This is a genomic window from Streptomyces sp. NBC_00704, assembly GCF_036226605.1.
Lineage (GTDB): Bacteria > Actinomycetota > Actinomycetes > Streptomycetales > Streptomycetaceae > Streptomyces.
Genome location: NZ_CP109000.1, coordinates 1,556,967 through 1,576,647, shown reverse-complemented (window position 1 = coordinate 1,576,647; position 19,681 = coordinate 1,556,967). Strand labels below are relative to the sequence as shown.

The 19,681-nt window shown below is 71.9% G+C and carries 16 protein-coding genes; 9 read left to right on the top strand and 7 right to left on the bottom strand.

Annotation, left to right across the window (positions count from 1 at the left end):
* Positions 1–66 precede the first annotated feature (66 nt).
* Together OG802_RS06970 and OG802_RS06965 are read left to right on the top strand one after the other, a co-directional pair.
* Positions 67–1,122 carry an LLM class F420-dependent oxidoreductase gene (locus OG802_RS06970; protein WP_329408230.1) on the top strand — a complete coding sequence of 352 codons (1,056 nt, stop codon included), beginning with the start codon at positions 67–69 and terminating at the stop codon, positions 1,120–1,122.
* 309 nt (positions 1,123–1,431) lie between these two features.
* Entirely contained in the window at positions 1,432–2,220 is a 789-nt protein-coding gene (locus OG802_RS06965; protein ID WP_329408228.1) for a ferritin-like domain-containing protein, read from the top strand.
* A 131-nt stretch (positions 2,221–2,351) separates the two neighbouring features.
* On the opposite strand, the gene corA is transcribed toward OG802_RS06965, so the two are convergent.
* Entirely contained in the window at positions 2,352–3,347 is a 996-nt protein-coding gene (gene corA, locus OG802_RS06960) for a magnesium/cobalt transporter CorA (protein WP_329408226.1), read from the bottom strand.
* Between the two features lie 62 nt (positions 3,348–3,409).
* Here corA and OG802_RS06955 point away from each other — a divergent pair, with 62 nt between their 5' ends.
* The 4 genes from OG802_RS06955 to mshC all read left to right on the top strand — a co-directional run bounded on the left by OG802_RS06955 (position 3,410) and on the right by mshC (position 6,947).
* A complete protein-coding gene (locus OG802_RS06955; protein ID WP_329408224.1) occupies positions 3,410–4,096 on the top strand; it encodes a histidine phosphatase family protein in 687 nt (228 codons plus the stop codon).
* Positions 4,097–4,207: 111 nt separating this feature from the next.
* Positions 4,208–4,798: a DUF3090 domain-containing protein gene (locus OG802_RS06950; RefSeq protein WP_329408222.1), complete on the top strand. Its 591-nt coding sequence runs from the start codon at positions 4,208–4,210 to the stop codon at positions 4,796–4,798.
* Positions 4,762–5,595, top strand: coding sequence for an SCO1664 family protein (locus OG802_RS06945; RefSeq protein WP_443055192.1), 834 nt, complete (start codon positions 4,762–4,764; stop codon positions 5,593–5,595). Before OG802_RS06950 ends, OG802_RS06945 begins: the two co-directional genes overlap by 37 nt.
* A 122-nt stretch (positions 5,596–5,717) precedes the next feature.
* A complete protein-coding gene (mshC, locus tag OG802_RS06940; RefSeq protein WP_329408218.1) occupies positions 5,718–6,947 on the top strand; it encodes a cysteine--1-D-myo-inosityl 2-amino-2-deoxy-alpha-D-glucopyranoside ligase in 1,230 nt (409 codons plus the stop codon).
* Positions 6,948–7,149: 202 nt separating this feature from the next.
* On the opposite strand, the gene OG802_RS06935 is transcribed toward mshC, so the two are convergent.
* The 6 genes from OG802_RS06935 to OG802_RS06910 all read right to left on the bottom strand — a co-directional run bounded on the left by OG802_RS06935 (position 7,150) and on the right by OG802_RS06910 (position 14,495).
* Complete coding sequence (locus OG802_RS06935) at positions 7,150–8,085, bottom strand: PAC2 family protein (protein WP_329408216.1); 936 nt, start codon at positions 8,083–8,085, stop codon at positions 7,150–7,152.
* Positions 8,086–8,304: 219 nt separating this feature from the next.
* Positions 8,305–8,976: a FadR/GntR family transcriptional regulator gene (locus OG802_RS06930; protein ID WP_329408214.1), complete on the bottom strand. Its 672-nt coding sequence runs from the start codon at positions 8,974–8,976 to the stop codon at positions 8,305–8,307.
* 304 nt (positions 8,977–9,280) lie between these two features.
* Positions 9,281–10,897: a glycerol-3-phosphate dehydrogenase/oxidase gene (locus OG802_RS06925; protein ID WP_329408212.1), complete on the bottom strand. Its 1,617-nt coding sequence runs from the start codon at positions 10,895–10,897 to the stop codon at positions 9,281–9,283.
* 8 nt (positions 10,898–10,905) lie between these two features.
* The gene (gene glpK, locus OG802_RS06920) at positions 10,906–12,444 is read right to left on the bottom strand and encodes a glycerol kinase GlpK (protein WP_329408209.1); all 1,539 of its coding nucleotides are present in this window, start codon (positions 12,442–12,444) and stop codon (positions 10,906–10,908) included.
* A gap of 74 nt (positions 12,445–12,518) precedes the next feature.
* Positions 12,519–13,313 (bottom strand): MIP/aquaporin family protein, encoded by a 795-nt coding sequence (locus OG802_RS06915; RefSeq protein ID WP_329408206.1) that lies wholly within the window; start codon positions 13,311–13,313, stop codon positions 12,519–12,521.
* A 417-nt stretch (positions 13,314–13,730) separates the two neighbouring features.
* Positions 13,731–14,495, bottom strand: a complete 765-nt coding sequence (locus tag OG802_RS06910; RefSeq protein ID WP_329408204.1) for an IclR family transcriptional regulator — start codon at positions 14,493–14,495, stop codon at positions 13,731–13,733.
* 375 nt (positions 14,496–14,870) lie between these two features.
* Between OG802_RS06910 and metH the strand changes: the two genes are divergently transcribed.
* The 3 genes from metH to OG802_RS06895 all read left to right on the top strand — a co-directional run bounded on the left by metH (position 14,871) and on the right by OG802_RS06895 (position 19,428).
* Positions 14,871–18,389, top strand: a complete 3,519-nt coding sequence (gene metH, locus OG802_RS06905) for a methionine synthase (RefSeq protein ID WP_329408202.1) — start codon at positions 14,871–14,873, stop codon at positions 18,387–18,389.
* Positions 18,390–18,523: 134 nt separating this feature from the next.
* Entirely contained in the window at positions 18,524–19,222 is a 699-nt protein-coding gene (locus OG802_RS06900; protein WP_329408200.1) for an HAD family hydrolase, read from the top strand.
* Complete coding sequence (locus OG802_RS06895) at positions 19,219–19,428, top strand: hypothetical protein (protein ID WP_329408198.1); 210 nt, start codon at positions 19,219–19,221, stop codon at positions 19,426–19,428. Before OG802_RS06900 ends, OG802_RS06895 begins: the two co-directional genes overlap by 4 nt.
* The last annotated feature ends 253 nt before the right edge of the window (positions 19,429–19,681 follow it).

The window sequence follows — 19,681 nt, the reverse complement described above, 5'->3', positions numbered from 1 at the left end:
GGCCCCGCGCCCCCCGCGCTAAGGTCTGCGCAACAGCGTCGTTACTGATCAGTAAGGGGATCGGCCATGCAGCTCGGGATCAACCTCGGCTACTGGGGTGCCGGAATGGACGGCGACAACCTCGCCGTCGCCCAGGAGGCCGACCGCCTCGGGTACGCCGTCTGCTGGGCCGCCGAGGCCTACGGGTCGGACGCGGCCACCGTGCTCACCTGGGTCGCCGCGCAGACCGAGCGGATCGACGTCGGCTCTGCCATCTTCCAGATCCCCGCGCGTCAGCCCGCCATGACCGCGATGACCGCCGCCACGCTCGACTCCCTCTCCGGCGGCCGCTTCCGGCTCGGTCTCGGCGTCTCCGGGCCGCAGGTCTCCGAGGGCTGGTACGGCGTCAAGTTCGACAAGCCGCTGTCCCGCACCCGCGAGTACGTCGAGATCGTCCGCAAGGCGATGACGCGTGAGCGGCTGTCGTACGAGGGCGCGCACTGGACGCTGCCGCTGCCCGGTGGCCCCGGCAAGCCGATCAAGCTGACGGTGCACCCCGAGCGCGAGCACATCCCGCTGTACATCGCGGCGATCGGCCCGAAGAACCTGGAGCAGACCGGCGAGATCGCCGACGGCGCACTGCTCATCTTCCCGTCCGCCGACCACCTCGAGGACACCGCGATCAGGCACCTGCGGGCCGGACGCGAGAAGGCGGGCAAGACCCTGGAGGGCTTCGACGTCTGCCCGACGCTGCCGCTGGCCCTCGGCGAGGACAAGGACGTCGAGCGCCTCGCCGACACCTTCCGTCCCTACACCGCGCTCTACGTCGGCGGCATGGGCAGCCGCAAGCAGAACTTCTACAACCAGCTGGCGCAGCGGATGGGCTACGAGGCGGCGGCCGCCGACATCCAGGACAAGTACCTGTCCGGCGACAAGCAGGGCGCGGCGGCCGCGGTCCCCCACGAGCTGATCGACCGCACCACGCTGCTGGGCTCGGTGGAGCGGATCGCCGACCGCATGAAGGCCTACGCGGCCGCCGGCGTCACCACCCTCACCCTGGCCCCGGCGGGCTTCGCCCTGGAGGAGCGGCTGGCCTCGCTGCGGGCGGGCGTGCAGGCCGCGGAGCTGGCCGGCCTGGTGTAACCGGACGGAGCGGGCTCGCGCGGACGGCTCCCGCGGACGACGGCGCGGGAAGGCACGCGCGAGAAGACCGCGGGAGCCGCGCGGGGGAAGTTTCAGCGGCCGTGGTGGGGGCTCGGGGGTCTTCCCCGCCACGGCCGTCACGCAGCACAACGCGCCGCGCGGCGCCTGGTTACGCTCCACGGCCGACTCCCGGCGTCCCTCTTTCGGCGGAGTCGGCCGACACTGCTGTTGCAGCGCCCGACGGGCCGCACTTGACTCGTTCCTTGCGGAACCTTGCGGAATGCTGCGCAGTGCGGAGAGGGGCCCACGATGCTTTCGGCCAAGAGTCTGTTCCAGGAGATCCTCGACGACGACGAGTCCTTCGCGCTGTTCTGCTCGATCGCGGCCGGCGGCGAGTCGCAGGGGGGCTGGGAGAACGGCCGGATCGCCGCCCTCGTCCCGCCCGCCGAACGCGCCCTCGCCCCCAAGATCGCCCGCCACGGAGCCGACGAGGACAAGCACGGGCGGATCTTCCGCGCCCTGCTGCGCAAACGCGGCCTCGACCCGGTGCCCGTCCCGCCCGACACCGACTACACGATGCTCCTGGAGCAGGGCGGCATCGGCCTCTCCCACGACCGCCTCAGGGCCGAGCGGCCCCTGACGGTGCCCGACGTCGTCACCTACCTCTCCCACAGCCGGGTCACCGAACAGCGCGCCGCCGAGCAGATGGCCCTGCTGCGCAGGCACTTCGCCGATCACCCCGACATCGGCCGCGCCGTCAGGATGATCGCCGCCGACGAGGACAACCACCTCGCGTACTGCCACGAGGAACTGCTGCGCCTCGCCCGCGCGGGGCACGGACGCGACATCCAGCGCACCCTGCGCGCGTGCGCGCTCGCCGAGATCCGCGTCTACCGCGACGTGAGCCTGGCCGTCATGGCCCACATGGGCCGCATCCTCGGCTGGTCCAGGGCGCGCGCGGTCCTCCTCGCGGCGGGCATCCACGCCGTCTACGCGTGGGAGCGGTTCACCGGCTGGCGGCGGATGGTCTCCCTGGAGACGCCCGAACGCCGCGACGCCCTCGGCGGCCCCGCCACCGCGGCCCCCGAGTACGCCTGACCCGCGTCAGCCGCCTGACCTGCCTGACCTGCGCTGCCCGACCGGCCCCCCGGTCCGACCGGTCCGCCCGGTCGCGCCGCCCTTTCGGCGCGGGCGTTCGCTTCGGGCGGCCGGCCCGGCGGGCGGGCGCGCTACAGCCAGCCGCGGCGCTTGAACATCCGGAACAGCAGCAGCTCCAGCACGCCCATCACCACGATCACCACCGGATACGACCACACCCAGTGCAGCTCCGGCATGTGCTCGAAGTTCATGCCGTAGATCCCCGCGATCATCGTGGGGACCGCCGCCATGGCCGCCCACGCCGAGATCTTCCGCATGTCGTCGTTCTGCCGGACGCTCATCTGCGCCAGATGCGCCGAGAGGATGTCCGTCACCAGCCGGTCCAGCCCCTCCACGGACTCGTTCACGCGCGTGAGGTGGTCGCTGACGTCCCGGAAGAACGGCCGCGCCTTGTCGTTGACGAACGGCACGCCGGGGCCGGACACGCTGCCCCCCGCCAGCCGGGTCAGCGGCGGCCCCAGCGGGCCCGTCGCCCGACGGAACTCCAGGATCTGCCGCTTGAAGGTGTAGATCCGCGACGCGGTGTTGCGCGAGCCCCCGCCGTCCGGCGAGAACACCTCCGCCTCCAGCTCCTCCAGGTCGGTCTGCAACTCCGTCGCCACGTCCAGGTAGTGGTCCACGGTCGCGTCGGCGATCGCGTACACGACCGCCGTGGGCCCCTTGGCGAGCAGCTTGCGCTCGTGTTCCAGCCGGTGCCGCACGGCGGCGAGCGGCGCGCCCTCGCCGTGCCGGACGGTCACCACGAACGAGTCCCCGAGGAAGACCATCACCTCGCCGGAGGTGACCGTGTCGCTCTTCGTCTCGTAGACGACGGGCTTGAACACCAGGAACAGCGAGTCGTCGTACACCTCCAGCTTGGGCCGCTGATGGGCCTTGAGCGCGTCCTCGACGGCCAGCGGGTGCAGCCCGAACTCCCGCGTGACGAGGTCGAACTCCTTCTCGGTGGGCTCGTGCAGCCCCACCCAGACGAAGCCGCCCCCGGCCCGCGCCTCGTCCACGGCGTCCGAGAAGTCCTCCGGACCCTCCGTGCGACGTCCGTCGCGGTAGATGGCGCAGTCCACGATCACCGGAGGCGTCCTCCCTTCGAGCGCTCGTCGGCGCACACGCGCGTGCGCCTACCCTGGGCCGCATGCCCACGTTGATCCTCGTCCGGCACGGCCGGTCCACCGCCAACACCTCCGCAGTGCTCGCCGGCTGGACGCCCGGCGTCGCCCTCGACGAACGCGGAGCCGCACAGGCCGCCGCGCTGCCGGGGCGGCTCGCGGCGCTGCCGATCGCGGAGGTCGTCACCAGCCCCCTGCAACGCTGCCAGGAGACGCTGGGCCCCCTGCTCGCCGCCCGGCCCGCCCTGCGCGCGCACACCGACGAGCGGATCGGGGAGTGCCACTACGGCGACTGGTCGGGCCGCAAGCTCGCCGAGCTGACGGACGAGCCGCTGATGGAGATCGTGCAGTCGCACCCCTCCGCGGCCGCCTTCCCGGGCGGCGAGTCCCTGCGGAGCATGCAGACCCGCGCCGCCGAGGCGGTGCGCGAGTGGAACGCGCGAGTGGAACGCGACCACGGCGCCGACGCCGTCTATCTGATGTGCTCGCACGGGGACATCATCAAGTCGCTCGTCGCGGACGCACTGGGGCTTCATCTCGACCTCTTCCAACGGATCTCTGTGGAACCTTGTTCCATCACGGCGATCCGTTACACCCGGCTGCGCCCCTTTCTCGTGCGCCTCGGCGACACCGGCGACCTCGCCTCCCTGGCGCCGCGCGAGGAGCCGCCCACGGGGGACGCCCCGGTCGGGGGCGGTGCGGGCGCACCGTGATCGTCGGCCGCAGTAGGGTGAAGCGGTCCGCGAACGCGCGCGTACCCGCGGGGACGTCTCCCCACGCGTCCCCAGTGCCACGATGACCCACGACTTCCATGGAGACAGGACGTGTCCCGTCAGGTGTTCCTCTACGACCCCCCGGACCGTTTCGTGGCCGGTACGGTCGGGCTGCCCGGGCGCCGCACCTTCTTCCTCCAGGCCACCGCCGCCGGTCGGGTGACCAGCGTGGCCCTGGAGAAGACGCAGGTCGCCGCGCTCGCCGAGCGCATGGACGAACTGCTGGACGAGGTCGTACGCCGCAGCGGCGGCAGCGCCATGGTGCCCGCCGTGTCGCCCGCCGAGAACAGCGACACCGCTCCCCTCGACACCCCGATCGAGGAGGAGTTCCGGGTCGGCACCATGGCCCTCGCCTGGGACGGCGAGGAACAGCGCATGATCGTCGAGGCGCAGGCCCTCGTGGAACTCGAGGCCGACTCCGAGGAGGACCTCGCCGAGGCCGAGGAGCGCCTCCTCCAGGACGAGGAGAACGGTCCCCCGATGCTGCGGGTCCGGCTCACCGGCGCCCAGGCGCGGGCCTTCGCCAAGCGCGCCCTCGACGTCGTCAACGCCGGCCGGCCGCCGTGCCCGCTGTGCAGTCTGCCGCTCGACCCGGAAGGACACGTATGTCCGCGCCAGAACGGATACCGCCGGGGAGCGTGACGACCACCGACCCGGCCCTCGCCGGCCTCCTCGCCCACGGCGGGCTCACGGTCCGCGGACGCATCCGCGACGCCTCGAACGCGGCCCTGTACTGCACCGTCGCCCACGAGGGCCGCGAGGCCGCCTGCGTCTACAAGCCGGTCGCGGGGGAGCGGCCCCTGTGGGACTTCCCCGACGGCACCCTCGCCGGGCGCGAGGTCGCCGCGTACGAGGTCTCGGAGGCCACCGGATGGGGCCTCGTCCCGCCCACCGTGCTGCGGGACGGGCCGCACGGCGAGGGCATGTGCCAGCTGTGGGTCGAGACGGCCCCCGAGTCCGAGTTGCTGGCCCTGGTGGACGGCGACGAGCCCGGGCCCGGCTGGAAGGCGATCGGCTTCGCCGAGGTCGGCGAGGGCCGCACCGCGCTGCTGGTGCACGCCGACGACGAACGGCTGCGCCGGCTCGCCGTGCTGGACGCCGTCATCAACAACGCCGACCGCAAGGGCGGCCATCTGCTGCCCACCGCCGACGGCCGCCTGTACGGCATCGACCACGGCGTCGCCTTCAACGCCGAGAACAAGCTGCGCACGCTCCTGTGGGGCTGGGCCGGCGAGCCCCTGACCGCCGAGGCCGTCGAGGTCCTCCAGGGCCTCAGAAGCGCCCTGGAACCCGGCGGACGGCTGTCCTCCGCGCTGAGCGGGCTCATCACCCCCGCCGAGATCGACGCCACCCGCGCGCGGACCGAGGCCCTGCTCGCCGCCGGGACCCACCCCGAGCCGAGCGGCGACTGGCCCGCGATCCCCTGGCCCCCGGTCTAGAAGGCCGATGAAGACGTTGGGACAGGGGGCGTCACAGCGGCCGGCGACCGGCAAGAGCGCCTTCCCGGCCATCCGGCCGCTCCGGTTCGTACGCGCAACTGCCGTCCGGTTACGCTCATGACATGCATGCCTGGCCCGCTTCCGAGGTCCCCGCCCTGCCCGGTCAGGGCCGCGACCTGAGGATCCACGACACCGCGACCGGCGGTACGGTCTCCCTCGACCCCGGTCCCGTCGCCCGAATCTACGTCTGCGGCATCACGCCGTACGACGCGACCCACATCGGCCACGCGGCGACCTACAACGCGTTCGACCTCGTCCAGCGCGTGTGGCTCGACACCAAGCGGCAGGTCCACTACGTCCAGAACGTCACCGACGTCGACGACCCCCTCCTGGAGCGGGCCGAACGCGACGGCGTCGACTGGGTCGCCCTCGCCGAGAAGGAGACGGCCCTCTTCCGCGAGGACATGACCGCCCTGCGGATGCTCCCGCCGCGGCACTACATAGGCGCGGTCGAGGCCATACCCGGCATCGTCCCGCTCGTCGAGCGGCTGCGGGACGCGGGCGCCGCCTACGAACTCGACGGCGACGTCTACTTCTCCGTCGAGGCCGATCCCGACTTCGGCAAGGTCGCGAACCTGGACGTCGCGACCATGCGCGCGCTGTCCGCCGAACGCGGCGGCGACCCCGAGCGCCCCGGGAAGAAGAACCCGCTCGACCCCATGCTGTGGATGGCCGCCCGCGAGGGCGAGCCCAGCTGGGACGGCGGCTCGCTCGGCCGCGGCCGGCCCGGCTGGCACATCGAGTGCGTGGCCATCGCCCTGGACCACCTGGGCATGGGCTTCGACGTCCAGGGCGGCGGCTCCGACCTCGCCTTCCCGCACCACGAGATGGGCGCCTCCCACGCACAGGCCCTCACCGGCGAGTTCCCCATGGCCAAGGCGTACGTGCACGCCGGCATGGTCGCTCTCCACGGCGAGAAGATGTCCAAGTCCAGGGGCAACCTCGTCTTCGTCTCCAGGCTCCGGCAGGACGGCGTCGACCCCGCCGCCATCCGGCTCGCCCTCCTCGCGCACCACTACCGCGCCGACTGGGAGTGGACCGACCAGGTGCTGGCGGACGCCGAGGCCCGGCTCGGCCGCTGGCGCGCCGCGGTCTCGCGGCCCGACGGACCGCCCGCCGAGGCGCTCGTCGAGGAACTGCGCGACGCCCTCGCCGCGGACCTCGACGCCCCCGCCGCGCTCGCCGCCGTCGACCGCTGGGCGGCGCTCCAGCAGGAGACGGGCGGCACCGACATCGGCGCCCCCGGCATCGTCTCGCGGGCGGTGGACGCCCTGCTCGGCGTGGCGCTCTGACACCTCGGCAGCTGAACGAAAGGGGCGCCTCCCGGGGCGCCCCTTTCGTTCAGCTGCCGTTCACGGCCTCGGCGCCCGCCGCCGGTTCACGACGCCCGCGCGGTCGACGACCGCGACCGGCCGCCGCCCCCGTGCGGCCGCCGTCCCGCGAGTCGCCGCCCCGCCGGACGCCGTCCCGTCGACCGCTGTCCCGGCGGGCCGCTCAGTCGTCCGAGGACTCGCCGTCGTCCGGGGTCTCACCGCTCGGCTTCGGCGGCTTGGGGGGCCGGGTGCGCTCCCCGGGGTCGGGCGGCCCGCCGCCGTCCCGCCGCCGCAGGTAGCGCTCGAACTCGCGGGCGATCGCCTCGCCCGACGCCTCCGGCAGTTCCGCGGTGTCCCGCGCCTCTTCCAGCGTCTGCACGTACTCGGCGACCTCGGTGTCCTCGGCGGCCAGCTGGTCCACGCCCACCTGCCAGGCCCGCGCGTCCTCGGGCAGTTCGCCCAGCGGGATGCGCACGTCGATCAGGTCCTCCAGGCGGTTGAGGAGGGCCAGCGTCGCCTTCGGGTTCGGCGGCTGCGAGACGTAGTGCGGCACGGCCGCCCAGAGGCTCACCGCGGGCACCCCCGCGTGCGCGCACGCCTCCTGGAGGACGCCGACGATGCCCGTGGGGCCCTCGTACTTGGTCTCCTCCAGGTCCATCCGCTGCGCCAGATCGGCGTCCGACGTCGTCCCGCTGATCGGCACCGGACGCGTGTGCGGGGTGTCGCCGAGCAGCGCGCCCAGGACGACCACCAGCTCCACGCCCAGCTCGTGGGCGAAGCCCAGCAGCTCGTTGCAGAACGAGCGCCAGCGCATGGACGGTTCGATGCCGCGCACGAGCACCAGGTCGCGGGGCTTGTCACCGCCGACCCGCACGACCGACAACCTTGTCGTGGGCCATGTGATCTTGCGCACGCCGGCGTCCATCCACACCGTGGGCCGGTTCACCTGGAAGTCGTAGTAGTCCTCGGCGTCCAGCGCCGCGAACACCTCGCCCTTCCATTCCCGCTCCAGATGCGCGACCGCGGTGGAGGCGGCGTCGCCGGCATCGTTCCAGCCCTCGAACGCGGCCACCATGACCGGGTCGATCAGCTCGGGAACCCCCTCGAGCTCGATCACCCAGCGCCTCCTTCCGACGTGCCCTCGCTTGACCACCCAACCTTACGGCGTTCTGCGGGGGCGCCCGCAGCCCCCTTGCACGGGGGAGTGACCGGATCACTGCCCCGATCACCGCCCCCGGACACCCCTCGGCGCCCGCGTCCGCGACCGGCCGGGAGAACCGCGCCGGCGCGCCGGGGCCACCGCCGCGCACCACGCCCCGCGTCCGCGGCCTCCGCCCTACAACGACGAACGCAGCCACTGCTCGACGCTCGCGATGTGCACCGTCGCCCACGACCGCGCGGCGTCCGCGTCGCGGTCGCGCAGCGCCGCCAGGATCGCCCGGTGCTCGCGCAGCGTCCCCGTGACGGCGTCCTCCTGGGTCAGGCCGCGCCAGATCCGGGCCCGGGTGGTGGGCCCGGACAGGCCGTCGAGCAGCGAGCACAGCACCGAGTTGCCGGCGCTGCGCACGATGCCCCGGTGGAACTCCAGGTCGCTCGCGACCAGTTCCTCCACCGACGGGGCGTCCCCCAGGTTGTCCAACTGGGACTCCAGCGCGTCGAGTTGCTGTTCGCTCACGCGCAGGGCGGCCATCGCCGTGGCGGCCGGCTCCAGGATGCGGCGCACCGCCAGGAACTCCAGGACGGTGTCGTCGCGGTGGAAGTCCACGACGAAACTCAGCGCCTCCAGGAGCAGTTGGGGGTCGAGGCTGGTGACGTACGTGCCGTCGCCCTGCCGTACGTCCAGGATCCGGATCAGCGACAGGGCGCGCACCGCCTCGCGCAGCGAGTTGCGGGACAGGCCCAGCTCGGCGGCCAGCTCGCTCTCCTTGGGCAGCCGGTCCCCGGGGCGCAGCGCACCCGAGACGATCATGCCCTTGATCCGCTCGATCGCCTCGTCGGTGACTGCCATGTCCGTCCTCCTGTCGTTCCCCATGAGACATCCGATGTCTCAGCGGCCATTATGCGGCCAGATCACCGGACCGCCCCCGAAACCGCGATCACGTTCGACGCCGGACGTCCGGCCGCACCCGTGGAGGGCGGGGCGTGGCGCGGGGACGGCATGCGGAAGGGGCGGCTCCATAGGGGTGGAGCCGCCCCTTCCCCGGTTCCGGCCCCGGTACGGCGGGGCCGTCCCCCGGCGCCGGCCCCGGTCAGGGGAGTGGGACCGGCGGAGGGTCTTCGTGCCCGGCCCGCCGGGGGGCGGGCCCACGGGCCTACTTCTTGTCGAGCAGGTCCTGCACCTTGGCGCGGACGTCGTCGGTGGCGAGACCGCGGATGGTCAGCGTCGTGCGGCGGCGCAGCACGTCGTCCGGCGTCTCGGCCCACTCGTTGTCGCGGGCGTAGACGACCTGCGCCCAGATCTCCGGCGCGTCCGGGTGGACGCGCGCGGCCAGCTCGGGGTTGTCGTTGGCCAGCCGGGCGATGTCGAAGGCGAGCGAGCCGTAGTGGGTCGCGAGGTGCTTCGCGGTGTCGGCCGCCATGCGCGGGCCGGGCGCCGGGTTGTCGACCAGCAGCCGGTGGGCGACCGCGCGCGGGTTGGCGACGCCGGGCAGCGGCAGCTTCCTCGGCAGCGCGGAGACGGGCTCGAAGTCGTCGCCCAGCGGGTGGCCCGGCAGCGCCTCCAGCTTCTGCATGACCGTACGGCCGATGTGCCGGAACGTCGTCCACTTGCCGCCCGCGACGGACAGCATGCCGCCCCGGCCCTCGGTCACCACGGTCTCGCGCTTGGCCTTCGCCGTGTCGCCGGGGCCGCCCGGCAGCACGCGCAGCCCCGCGAAGGCGTAGGTGATCAGGTCGCGGTCGAGCTGCTGGTCGCGGATGGAGAAGGCGGCCTCGTCGAGTATCTGGGCGGTGTCCTTCTCGGTGACGGCGACGTCCGCCGGGTCGCCCTCGTACTCCTCGTCGGTCGTGCCGAGCAGCAGCATGTCCTCCCAGGGGAGGGCGAAGGTGATGCGGTACTTGTCGATGGGCGTGGCGAGCGCGGCCCGCCACGGCGCGGTGCGCTTGAGCACCAGGTGCGCGCCCTTGGACAGGCGGATGGACGGCGCCGCGTTCGGGTCCTCCATCCTGCGCAGGTGGTCCACCCACGGGCCGGTGGCGTTCAGCACCAGACGGGCGTCGACGCCGAACTCGTCCCCGGAGAGCCGGTCGCGCAGGTCCGCGCCGGTGACCCGGCCCCTGGTGAAGCGCAGGCCGGACACCTCGGCGTGGTTGAGGACCACCGCGCCCGCCTCGACGGCCGCGCGGACCGTCATCAGCGCCATGCGCGCGTCGTTCATCTGGTCGTCGCCGTAGACGGCCACGGCCTTGAGGCCGTCGGTGCGCAGCTCGGGCACGTCCTGCGCGGCCTTGGCCGGGGACAGGAGGTGGCCGACGCCGTCGCCGAACGCCGACAGGGCGGAGTAGGCGAAGACGCCCGCCCCGAGCTTCGCCGCGCCGTGCGGCCCGCCCTTGTACACGGGGAGGTAGAAGGTGAGCGGGTTCGCCAGGTGGGGGGCCACCTGGCGGGAGACCGCACGGCGCTCGAAGTGGTTCTCCGCCACCAGCTTCACCGCGCCGGTCTGCAGGTAGCGCAGACCGCCGTGGAGCAGCTTGGAGGAGGCGGAGGAGGTGGCGCCGGCGAAGTCGCCGGCGTCGACCAGAGCCACCCTGAGGCCGGACTGCGCGGCGTGCCAGGCGGTGGAGATGCCCAGGATGCCGCCGCCGATCACGAGAAGGTCGTACGACGCCTTGGAGAGCTGGTCCCGGGTCTCGGCGCGGCTCGGGTTGGAGCCGGACGCCGGGTGCGTCCCCAGGGCAGGCACGGACTGCAGGGTGGGCTGACTGGTCATGTCGGGTCTTACTCCTCGTCCTCGAGCCAGCCCATGGTCCGCTCGACGGCCTTGAGCCAGCTCTTGTACTCACGGTCGCGGGTGTCCGCGTCCATGCGGGGGGTCCACTCGGCGGCCCTGCGCCAGTTGGCGCGCAGGTCGTCGGTGCTGGTCCAGAAGCCGACGGCGAGACCGGCGGCGTAGGCGGCGCCGAGGCAGGTGGTCTCGGCGACCATGGGGCGCACCACGGGGGCGTCCAGGAAGTCCGAGAGGGTCTGCATCAGCAGGTTGTTGGAGGTCATGCCGCCGTCGACCTTGAGGGCCGCGAGCTCGACGCCGGAGTCCTTCGTCATGGCGTCGGTGATCTCACGGGTCTGCCAGGCCGTGGCCTCCAGGACGGCGCGTGCGAGGTGCGCCTTGGTGACGTACCGGGTGAGGCCGGCGATCACACCGCGGGCGTCGGAGCGCCAGTACGGGGCGAACAGGCCGGAGAAGGCCGGCACGAAGTAGGCGCCGCCGTTGTCCTCGACGGAGAGCGCGAGCGTCTCGATCTCGGCGGCGGTGGAGATCAGGCCCATCTGGTCGCGCATCCACTGCACCAGCGAACCGGTGACGGCGATCGAGCCCTCCAGGGCGTACACCGGCTTGGCGTCGCCGATGCGGTAGCCGACCGTGGTCAGCAGGCCCGAGTAGGAGTTGATGATCTTCTCGCCGGTGTTCATCAGCATGAACGTGCCGGTGCCGTACGTCGACTTGGCCTCGCCCTCGGCGAAGCAGGTCTGGCCGAACAGGGCGGCCTGCTGGTCGCCGAGCGCGGAGGCGACCGGGATGCCGCCGAGCAGGTCGCCCAGGCGGCCGCCGGTGACCTCGCCGTAGACCTCGGCGGAGGAGCGGATCTCCGGGAGCATGTTCATCGGGACGCCGATGGACTCGGCGATCTTCTCGTCCCACTCCAGGGTGTGCAGGTTCATCAGCATGGTGCGCGAGGCGTTGGTGACGTCGGTGTAGTGCTTGCCGCCGTCGACGCCGCCGGTCAGGTTCCAGATGACCCAGGAGTCCATGGTGCCGAAGAGGATGTCGCCCGCCTCGGCGCGCTCGCGCAGGCCCTCGACGTTGTCGAGCAGCCAGCGCGCCTTGGGGCCGGCGAAGTAGGAGGCCAGCGGGAGACCGGTCTCGCGGCGGAAGCGGTCCTGGCCGACGTTGCGGCCGAGTTCGCGGCACAGGGCGTCGGTGCGGGTGTCCTGCCAGACGATGGCGTTGTGGACGGGCTCACCGGTGTTCTTGTCCCACAGCAGCGTGGTCTCGCGCTGGTTGGTGATGCCGATGGCCTTGATGTCGTCGCGGGTGATGCCGGCCTTCTCGACGGCTCCGGCGACGACCTCCTGGACGTTGGTCCAGATCTCGTTGGCGTCGTGCTCGACCCAGCCCGGCTTCGGGAAGATCTGCTCGTGCTCCTTCTGGTCGACGGAGACGATCCGGCCGTCGCGGTCGAAGACGATGCAGCGGGAGGAGGTGGTGCCCTGGTCGATGGCGGCGATGAAGGGGCCGGCGGTGTGCGCGTCGGTCACTGTGTGCTCCTGGGGGTCCGTGGAAAGAGGGCTGTCTGTACGGCGCTGTCGACTACGCGGTGCAGCTGGTGCTCTCAAGCAAAAGCGACGTTGTAGATGCCTGCAGCGATCGCGCCGCCGATCAGCGGGCCGACCACCGGGATCCAGGCGTAGCTCCAGTCGGATCCGCCCTTGTTGGGCAGGGGCAGGAGGGCGTGCACGATGCGCGGACCGAGGTCACGGGCCGGGTTGATCGCGTACCCCGTCGGGCCGCCGAGCGACAGGCCGATGGAGACGACCACGAGCGCGGTGATCAGCGCGCCCAGGTTGCCCAGGCCGTTGCCCTTGTCGTTCAGGCCCTGCGTGAGGACGGCCAGCACCAGCACGACGGTGCCGATGATCTCGGTGGCCAGGTTCTGCCAGGCGACGCGGACCTCGGGGCCCGTGGAGAAGACGCCCAGGACCGGGCCGGCGCCCACTTCCTGTGCCTCGACGGCCTTGACCTTGGTCGACTGCGCGCCCGGACCGCCGACGATCTCCTTGTCGGTGAGGTGCGCGTGGAACTGGCCGTAGTAGGCGACCCAGACCAGGGTGGCGCCGATGGCGGCGCCGAGCAGCTGCCCGGCCCAGTAGACCGGAACGTTGCTCCAGTCGTCGTCCTTGATCGCGAGTGCGAGGGTGACCGCCGGGTTGAGGTGGGCCCCGGAGAGGGGGGCCGAGGTGTAGACAGCCGTCAGAACGGCGAAACCCCACCCGAAGGTGATGGCGAGCCAGCCGGCGTTGCGGGCCTTGGAGGCCTTCAGCGTGACGGCGGCGCAGACGCCACCGCCGAGCAGGATGAGTATGGCGGTACCGATGGTCTCGCCGATGAAGATGTCGGAGCTGGACACCCGCGACTCCTTTGTCCTTCGTCCAGGGAAGCCGAACCCCGGGTCCCACCGGGGGTTCGAGCGCCCTCGGGGGTGAGAGCGATGCCGGCCTTTGGCGTTGTCACACTCTAGCGCGTATTGCCGGTAGGTGTTCGACAATGCCGACCGATGGACGGGAGTCTTGCCCGCCGTCGCGTGTGCGTCAAGGGTGCTGTTATTGAAAACGCGATCGTTATTGATCGGGGCAGGGCATCGATCTTCGCGCCGGTGTGCACGCACGTGCCGCAGATGCCGGTTCCGGACCGCTTCGGGCCGCTTTTCGCACGGGGGAGGGGCGCGTCGGTACGGCGGAGGCCTGGACGACGTCCGGCGTCCCGCAGGAGGTCCCACGTACCGCTCGCTGCCCGGAAGATCCCGCCAAGGAGCGCCGCCGACGCCTCAGAAGCGTTTGGCGCCCAGGTCCCGCGACACCGCGCGGGCGCAGTCCCGCACCGCCGCGATCAGCTCGGGACGCAGCTCGCCGTCGCGCGCCAGCCGCTCCACGGCGCCGGTGATCGCGACCGCGCCGACGGGCATGCGCCGCCGGTCGTGGATGGGTGCGGCGATCGACGCCACACCCTCCCAGGTCTCCTCCACGTCGGCCGCGTAACCACGCGCGCGCGTGAGGTCGAGGATGTGCTCGAAGGCGTCCGGCTCGCACACCGTGCGGTCGGTGAACGGCTTGCGGTCGACCTCCATGGCCTCGCTGTGGGCCACCGGGTCGTAGGCCGACAGCACCTTGCCCAGGGCCGTGGAGTGCAGCGGCTGCATGGCCCCGATCTCCAGCACCTGCCGGCTGTCGTCGGGCCGGAACACGTGGTGCACGATCAGCACGCCCCGCTGGTGCAGGACCCCCAGGTGGACGCTCTCGCCGCTGGAGCGGGCCAGGTCGTCCGTCCACACCAGGGCACGCGCGCGCAGCTCGTGCACGTCCAGGTAGGTGGTGCCCAGGCGCAGCAGCTCCGCGCCCAGCTGGTAGCGCCCGGAGGCGTCGTCCTGCTCGACGAAGCCCTCCTGCTGGAGCGTGCGCAGGATCCCGTGCGCGGTGCCCTTGGCCAGGCCCGTCGACGAGGCGATGTCCGACAGGCCCAGGCGCCGCTCGCCGCCGGCCAGCAGCCGCAGCATCGCGGCCGCACGTTCGACCGACTGGATGTTCCGTGCCATCGCAGTCCTGCCTCCGTCTCCTTCGACCGTCAACCACGGCATCCGCTGCCGTCGTTCGGCAATGTCGAACACTACCGGTCCATGTCGACCTCCCGCTAATGGTCGGTCGATTCGTGTCACGCGAGCCGTCCCCCGGACGCGGCGCGCCCGTCGCCCGAGCGAAGCCCACGCGCCGCCGCACGGCCGGACCGGCCGTCCGCGCACCGCGCGGGGGCCCGGTCCGCCGCGCGGGAGCCGTCCGCCCCGTGGACGCCCCTGACCATAAGGCCTCCGTCCCGGCTACCCTGACGGCGTGCGCACCGCTCGGGAAGCCGCTCCACCCGCATCCCGAGACGACGCAAAGCCGACAGCCGTCGCATCTGAGGGAGCCCTTACATGGCCTCTGTGCCGCCGACCCCTTCCGCCGACAGCCGGACCCGTGTGTCCGCGCTCCGAGAGGCCCTGGCCACCCGTGTGGTGGTGGCCGACGGAGCGATGGGCACCATGCTCCAGGCCCAGGAGCCCACCCTGGAGGACTTCGAGAACCTCGAGGGCTGCAACGAGATCCTCAACCTCACCCGGCCGGACATCGTCCGCTCGGTGCACGAGGAGTACTTCGGCGCGGGCGTCGACTGCGTCGAGACCAACACGTTCGGCGCAAACCACTCCGCCATGGCCGAGTACGACATCGCCGACCGCGTGTACGAGCTGTCCGAGGCGGGCGCCCGCATCGCCCGGGAGACCGCCGACGACTTCGCCGCCCGCGACGGCCGCACCCGCTGGGTCCTCGGGTCCATCGGCCCCGGCACCAAGCTGCCCACCCTCGGCCACATCGCCTACGGCACCCTGCGCGACGGCTTCCAGGCCAACGCCGAGGGCCTGCTCGCCGGCGGCGCGGACGCCCTGATCGTCGAGACCACCCAGGACCTCCTCCAGACGAAGTCCTCCGTCCTCGGCGCCCGGCGCGCCATGCAGGCGACCGGCGTCGAGGTGCCGCTGCTGGTCTCCATGGCCTTCGAGACGACCGGCACCATGCTGCTCGGCTCCGAGATCGGCGCCGCGCTGACCGCACTGGAGCCCCTCGGCATCGACATGATCGGCCTGAACTGCTCCACCGGCCCCGCCGAGATGAGCGAGCACCTGCGCTACCTCGCCCGGCACTCCCGCACCCCGCTGCTGTGCATGCCGAACGCCGGTCTGCCCATCCTCACCAAGGACGGCGCCCACTTCCCGCTCGACGCCGTGGGCCTCGCCGACGCGCAGGAGAACTTCGTCCGCGACTACGGGCTGAACCTCGTCGGCGGCTGCTGCGGCACCACGCCCGAGCACCTGCGCCGGCTCGTGGAGCGCGTGCAGGGGACCTCCCCCGCCGAGCGCGACCCGCGCCCCGAGCCGGGCGCCGCCTCCCTCTACCAGAGCGTGTCGTTCCGCCAGGACACCGCCTACATGGCGATCGGCGAGCGCACGAACGCCAACGGCTCGAAGAAGTTCCGCGAGGCCATGCTCGAAGGCCGCTGGGACGACTGCGTGGAGATGGCCCGGGACCAGATCCGGGAGGGCGCGCACATGCTGGACCTGTGCGTGGACTACGTCGGCCGGGACGGCGTCGCCGACATGGACGAACTCGCGGGACGCTTCGCCACCGCCTCGACGCTGCCGATCGTGCTGGACTCGACCGAGGTGGAGGTCATCCGGGCGGGACTGGAGCGGCTGGGCGGCCGCGCGGTCATCAACTCGGTGAACTACGAGGACGGCGACGGCCCCGACTCGCGGTTCGCGAAGGTCACCGCCCTGGCCAGGGAGCACGGCGCGGCGCTGATCGCGCTGACCATCGACGAGGAGGGCCAGGCCCGCACCGTCGAGTCGAAGGTGGCCATCGCCGAACGGCTCATCGAGGACCTCACCGGCAACTGGGGGATCCAGGAGTCGGACATCCTCATCGACTGTCTGACGTTCACCATCTGCACCGGCCAGGAGGAGTCCCGCAAGGACGGCGTGGCCACCATCGAGGCCATCCGCGAACTCAAGCGGCGCCGGCCCGACGTGCAGACCACGCTGGGCCTGTCGAACATCTCCTTCGGGCTCAACCCGGCGGCGCGCATCCTGCTGAACTCGGTCTTCCTGGACGAGTGCGTCAAGGCGGGCCTGGACTCCGCGATCGTGCACGCCTCGAAGATCCTGCCCATCGCCCGCTTCAGCGAGGAGGAGGTCGCCACCGCCCTCGACCTCATCCACGACCGCCGCGCCGAGGGCTACGACCCGCTGCAGAAGCTGATGGCGCTCTTCGAGGGCGCCACCACCAAGTCCCTCAAGGCCGGCAAGGCCGAGGAACTGGCGGCGCTGCCCCTCGACGAGCGCCTCAAGCGGCGGATCATCGACGGCGAGAAGAACGGCCTGGAGGCCGACCTCGCCGAGGCGCTGCTGACCCGCCCCGCCCTCGACATCGTCAACGAGACGCTGCTCGACGGCATGAAGGTCGTCGGCGAACTGTTCGGCTCCGGACAGATGCAGCTGCCGTTCGTGCTCCAGTCGGCGGAGGTCATGAAGACGGCGGTGGCCTACCTGGAGCCGCACATGGAGAAGTCGGACGCGGAGGGCAAGGGCACCATCGTGCTGGCCACCGTGCGCGGCGACGTCCACGACATCGGCAAGAACCTCGTCGACATCATCCTGTCGAACAACGGCTACAACGTCGTCAACCTCGGGATCAAGCAGCCCGTCTCCGCGATCCTCGACGCGGCCAAGGAGCACCGGGCCGACGTCATCGGCATGTCGGGCCTGCTGGTGAAATCCACGGTGATCATGAAGGAGAACCTGGAGGAGCTCAACCAGCGCAAGTTGGCCGCCGACTACCCGGTCATCCTCGGCGGAGCGGCACTGACCAGGGCCTACGTCGAACAGGACCTGCACGAGATCTACGAGGGCGAGGTGCGCTACGCCCGCGACGCCTTCGAGGGCCTGCGGCTCATGGACGCGCTCATCGGCGTCAAGCGGGGCGTCCCGGGCGCGAAGCTGCCCGAACTGAAGCAGCGCCGGGTCCGGGCGAGCGCCGCCGAGACCGTGGTCGAGGAGCGCCCGCAGGAAGGCCACGTGCGCTCCGACGTGTCCACGGACAACCCCGTCCCCGAACCGCCCTTCCGGGGCACCCGCGTCGTCAAGGGCATCCAGCTCAAGGAGTACGCGTCCTGGCTCGACGAGGGCGCCCTCTTCAAGGGCCAGTGGGGCCTCAAGCAGGCCCGCACCGGCGACGGACCCACCTACGAGGAACTCGTCGAGAGCGAGGGCCGCCCCCGCCTGCGCGGTCTCCTGGACCGGCTCCAGACCGACAACCTCCTCGAAGCGGCCGTCGTCTACGGCTACTTCCCCTGCGTGTCCAAGGACGACGACCTGATCGTCCTGGACGAACAGGGCAACGAACGCACCCGCTTCACCTTCCCCCGCCAGCGCCGTGGCCGCCGGCTGTGCCTGGCCGACTTCTTCCGCCCCGAGGAGTCGGGCGAGACGGACGTCGTCGGCTTCCAGGTCGTCACCGTCGGCTCCCGCATCGGCGAGGAGACCGCGAAGCTCTTCGAGTCGAACTCCTACCGCGACTACCTCGAACTGCACGGCCTGTCCGTCCAGCTCGCCGAGGCCCTCGCCGAGTACTGGCACGCCCGCGTGCGCGCCGAACTCGGCTTCGGCGGCGAGGACCCGGCCGACGTCGAGGACATGTTCGCCCTGAAGTACCGCGGCGCCCGCTTCTCCCTCGGCTACGGCGCCTGCCCCGACCTGGAGGACCGCGCCAAGATCGCCGAGCTGCTGCGGCCCGAGCGGATCGGCGTCCACCTCTCCGAGGAGTTCCAGCTCCACCCCGAGCAGTCCACCGACGCCATCGTGATCCACCACCCCGACGCGAAGTACTTCAACGCACGGTGACGACGGGACGCCCCGGCCCGCCTCAGGCGCGCCACCGGGCACACTGATCGGACAAGTCGTACACTGGTCGGTCCACTGCAGGCCGGTTCCCCAGCGGGAACCGGCCTGCTCGTCCCTCACAAGGAGGTACGCGGATGACCAGCACGGTTCCCGCGCCCGTCACCCGCACGGCCCAGGGCTCGGCCCTGCAAGCCGTGCTTCTCGACATGGACGGCACTCTGGTGGACACCGAGGGCTTCTGGTGGGACGTCGAGGTCGAGGTCTTCGCCCGCCTCGGCCACCCCCTCGACGACTCCTGGCGCCATGTCGTGGTCGGCGGCCCCATGAGCCGCAGCGCCGGGTTCCTGATCGACGCGACCGGAGCCGACGTCACCCTCGACGAACTCGCCGTCCTGCTCAACGAGGGCTTCGAGGACCGCATCACCCGCGCCCTGCCCCTGATGCCGGGCGCCACCCGGCTGCTGGCGGAACTCGCCGAGCACGAGGTGCCCACCGCCCTCGTCTCCGCCTCGCACCGGCGCATCATCGACCGCGTCCTCACCGCGCTCGGCGCCGAGAACTTCCGGCTCACCGTGGCCGGCGACGAGGTCCCGCGCACCAAGCCCCACCCGGACCCCTACCTGTTCGCCGCAGCGCGTCTGGGCGTGGACCCCGCCCGCTGCGCCGTCGTCGAGGACACGGCCACCGGGGTCGCCTCGGCGGAGGCCGCCGGATGCCACGTGGTCGCCGTGCCCTCCGTCGCCCCCATCGCGCCCGCCCCGCGCCGCACCGTCGTCTCCTCCCTGGAGCAGGTCGACCTGACGTTTCTGCGCGGCCTGATGCTGCTCCGATGATCGCCGCCGCGATCATTGGTGAGCGGCCGATGACGGAAATGCGAGAGGCGTTCACCCAGCGTGCACCGTCGATAGCGGGGAATTCGGCGGTTCCGCCCGCCAACGAATTCCGATCTTCACGCAGCGTCGCCCGGCGGTCGAATTCCGTGCCGCCCGAACTGTTTATGCGTGTGACGTTCCCCACCCGCGCGGGTCTCGACAGATGACTCTCCGTATGCCTGGCGGCCTCGCCGGACCCGTGCGGACGCATCCTTGTGTCCCGATTGGTAAGCGGGTGTACGAATCCTTCCGGTGACGGCTGTTCAGTGCGTCCACAGCCGGTTTCGCTGCGTGAGGGGGCTTCAACTCCGGTGGCCGTCAACCCTCCTGTCGGCCCCGACTAATCTCGTCGCGAGAACATCGCCCTACCCCCGTGATCCGCAGCGCCACCCCTGCATGCCGGATACACGGACCGACAGC

Coding starts and splice junctions, on each gene's coding strand:
- OG802_RS06970 (WP_329408230.1), top strand. CDS start 67: ATGCAGCTCGGGATCAACCTCGGCTACTGGGGTGCCGGAATGGACGGC.
- OG802_RS06965 (WP_329408228.1), top strand. CDS start 1,432: ATGCTTTCGGCCAAGAGTCTGTTCCAGGAGATCCTCGACGACGACGAG.
- OG802_RS06955 (WP_329408224.1), top strand. CDS start 3,410: ATGCCCACGTTGATCCTCGTCCGGCACGGCCGGTCCACCGCCAACACC.
- OG802_RS06945 (WP_443055192.1), top strand. CDS start 4,762: ATGTCCGCGCCAGAACGGATACCGCCGGGGAGCGTGACGACCACCGAC.
- mshC (WP_329408218.1), top strand. CDS start 5,718: ATGCATGCCTGGCCCGCTTCCGAGGTCCCCGCCCTGCCCGGTCAGGGC.
- OG802_RS06930 (WP_329408214.1), bottom strand. CDS start 8,976: ATGGCAGTCACCGACGAGGCGATCGAGCGGATCAAGGGCATGATCGTC.
- OG802_RS06925 (WP_329408212.1), bottom strand. CDS start 10,897: ATGACCAGTCAGCCCACCCTGCAGTCCGTGCCTGCCCTGGGGACGCAC.
- OG802_RS06910 (WP_329408204.1), bottom strand. CDS start 14,495: ATGGCACGGAACATCCAGTCGGTCGAACGTGCGGCCGCGATGCTGCGG.
- metH (WP_329408202.1), top strand. CDS start 14,871: ATGGCCTCTGTGCCGCCGACCCCTTCCGCCGACAGCCGGACCCGTGTG.
- OG802_RS06900 (WP_329408200.1), top strand. CDS start 18,524: ATGACCAGCACGGTTCCCGCGCCCGTCACCCGCACGGCCCAGGGCTCG.
- OG802_RS06895 (WP_329408198.1), top strand. CDS start 19,219: ATGATCGCCGCCGCGATCATTGGTGAGCGGCCGATGACGGAAATGCGA.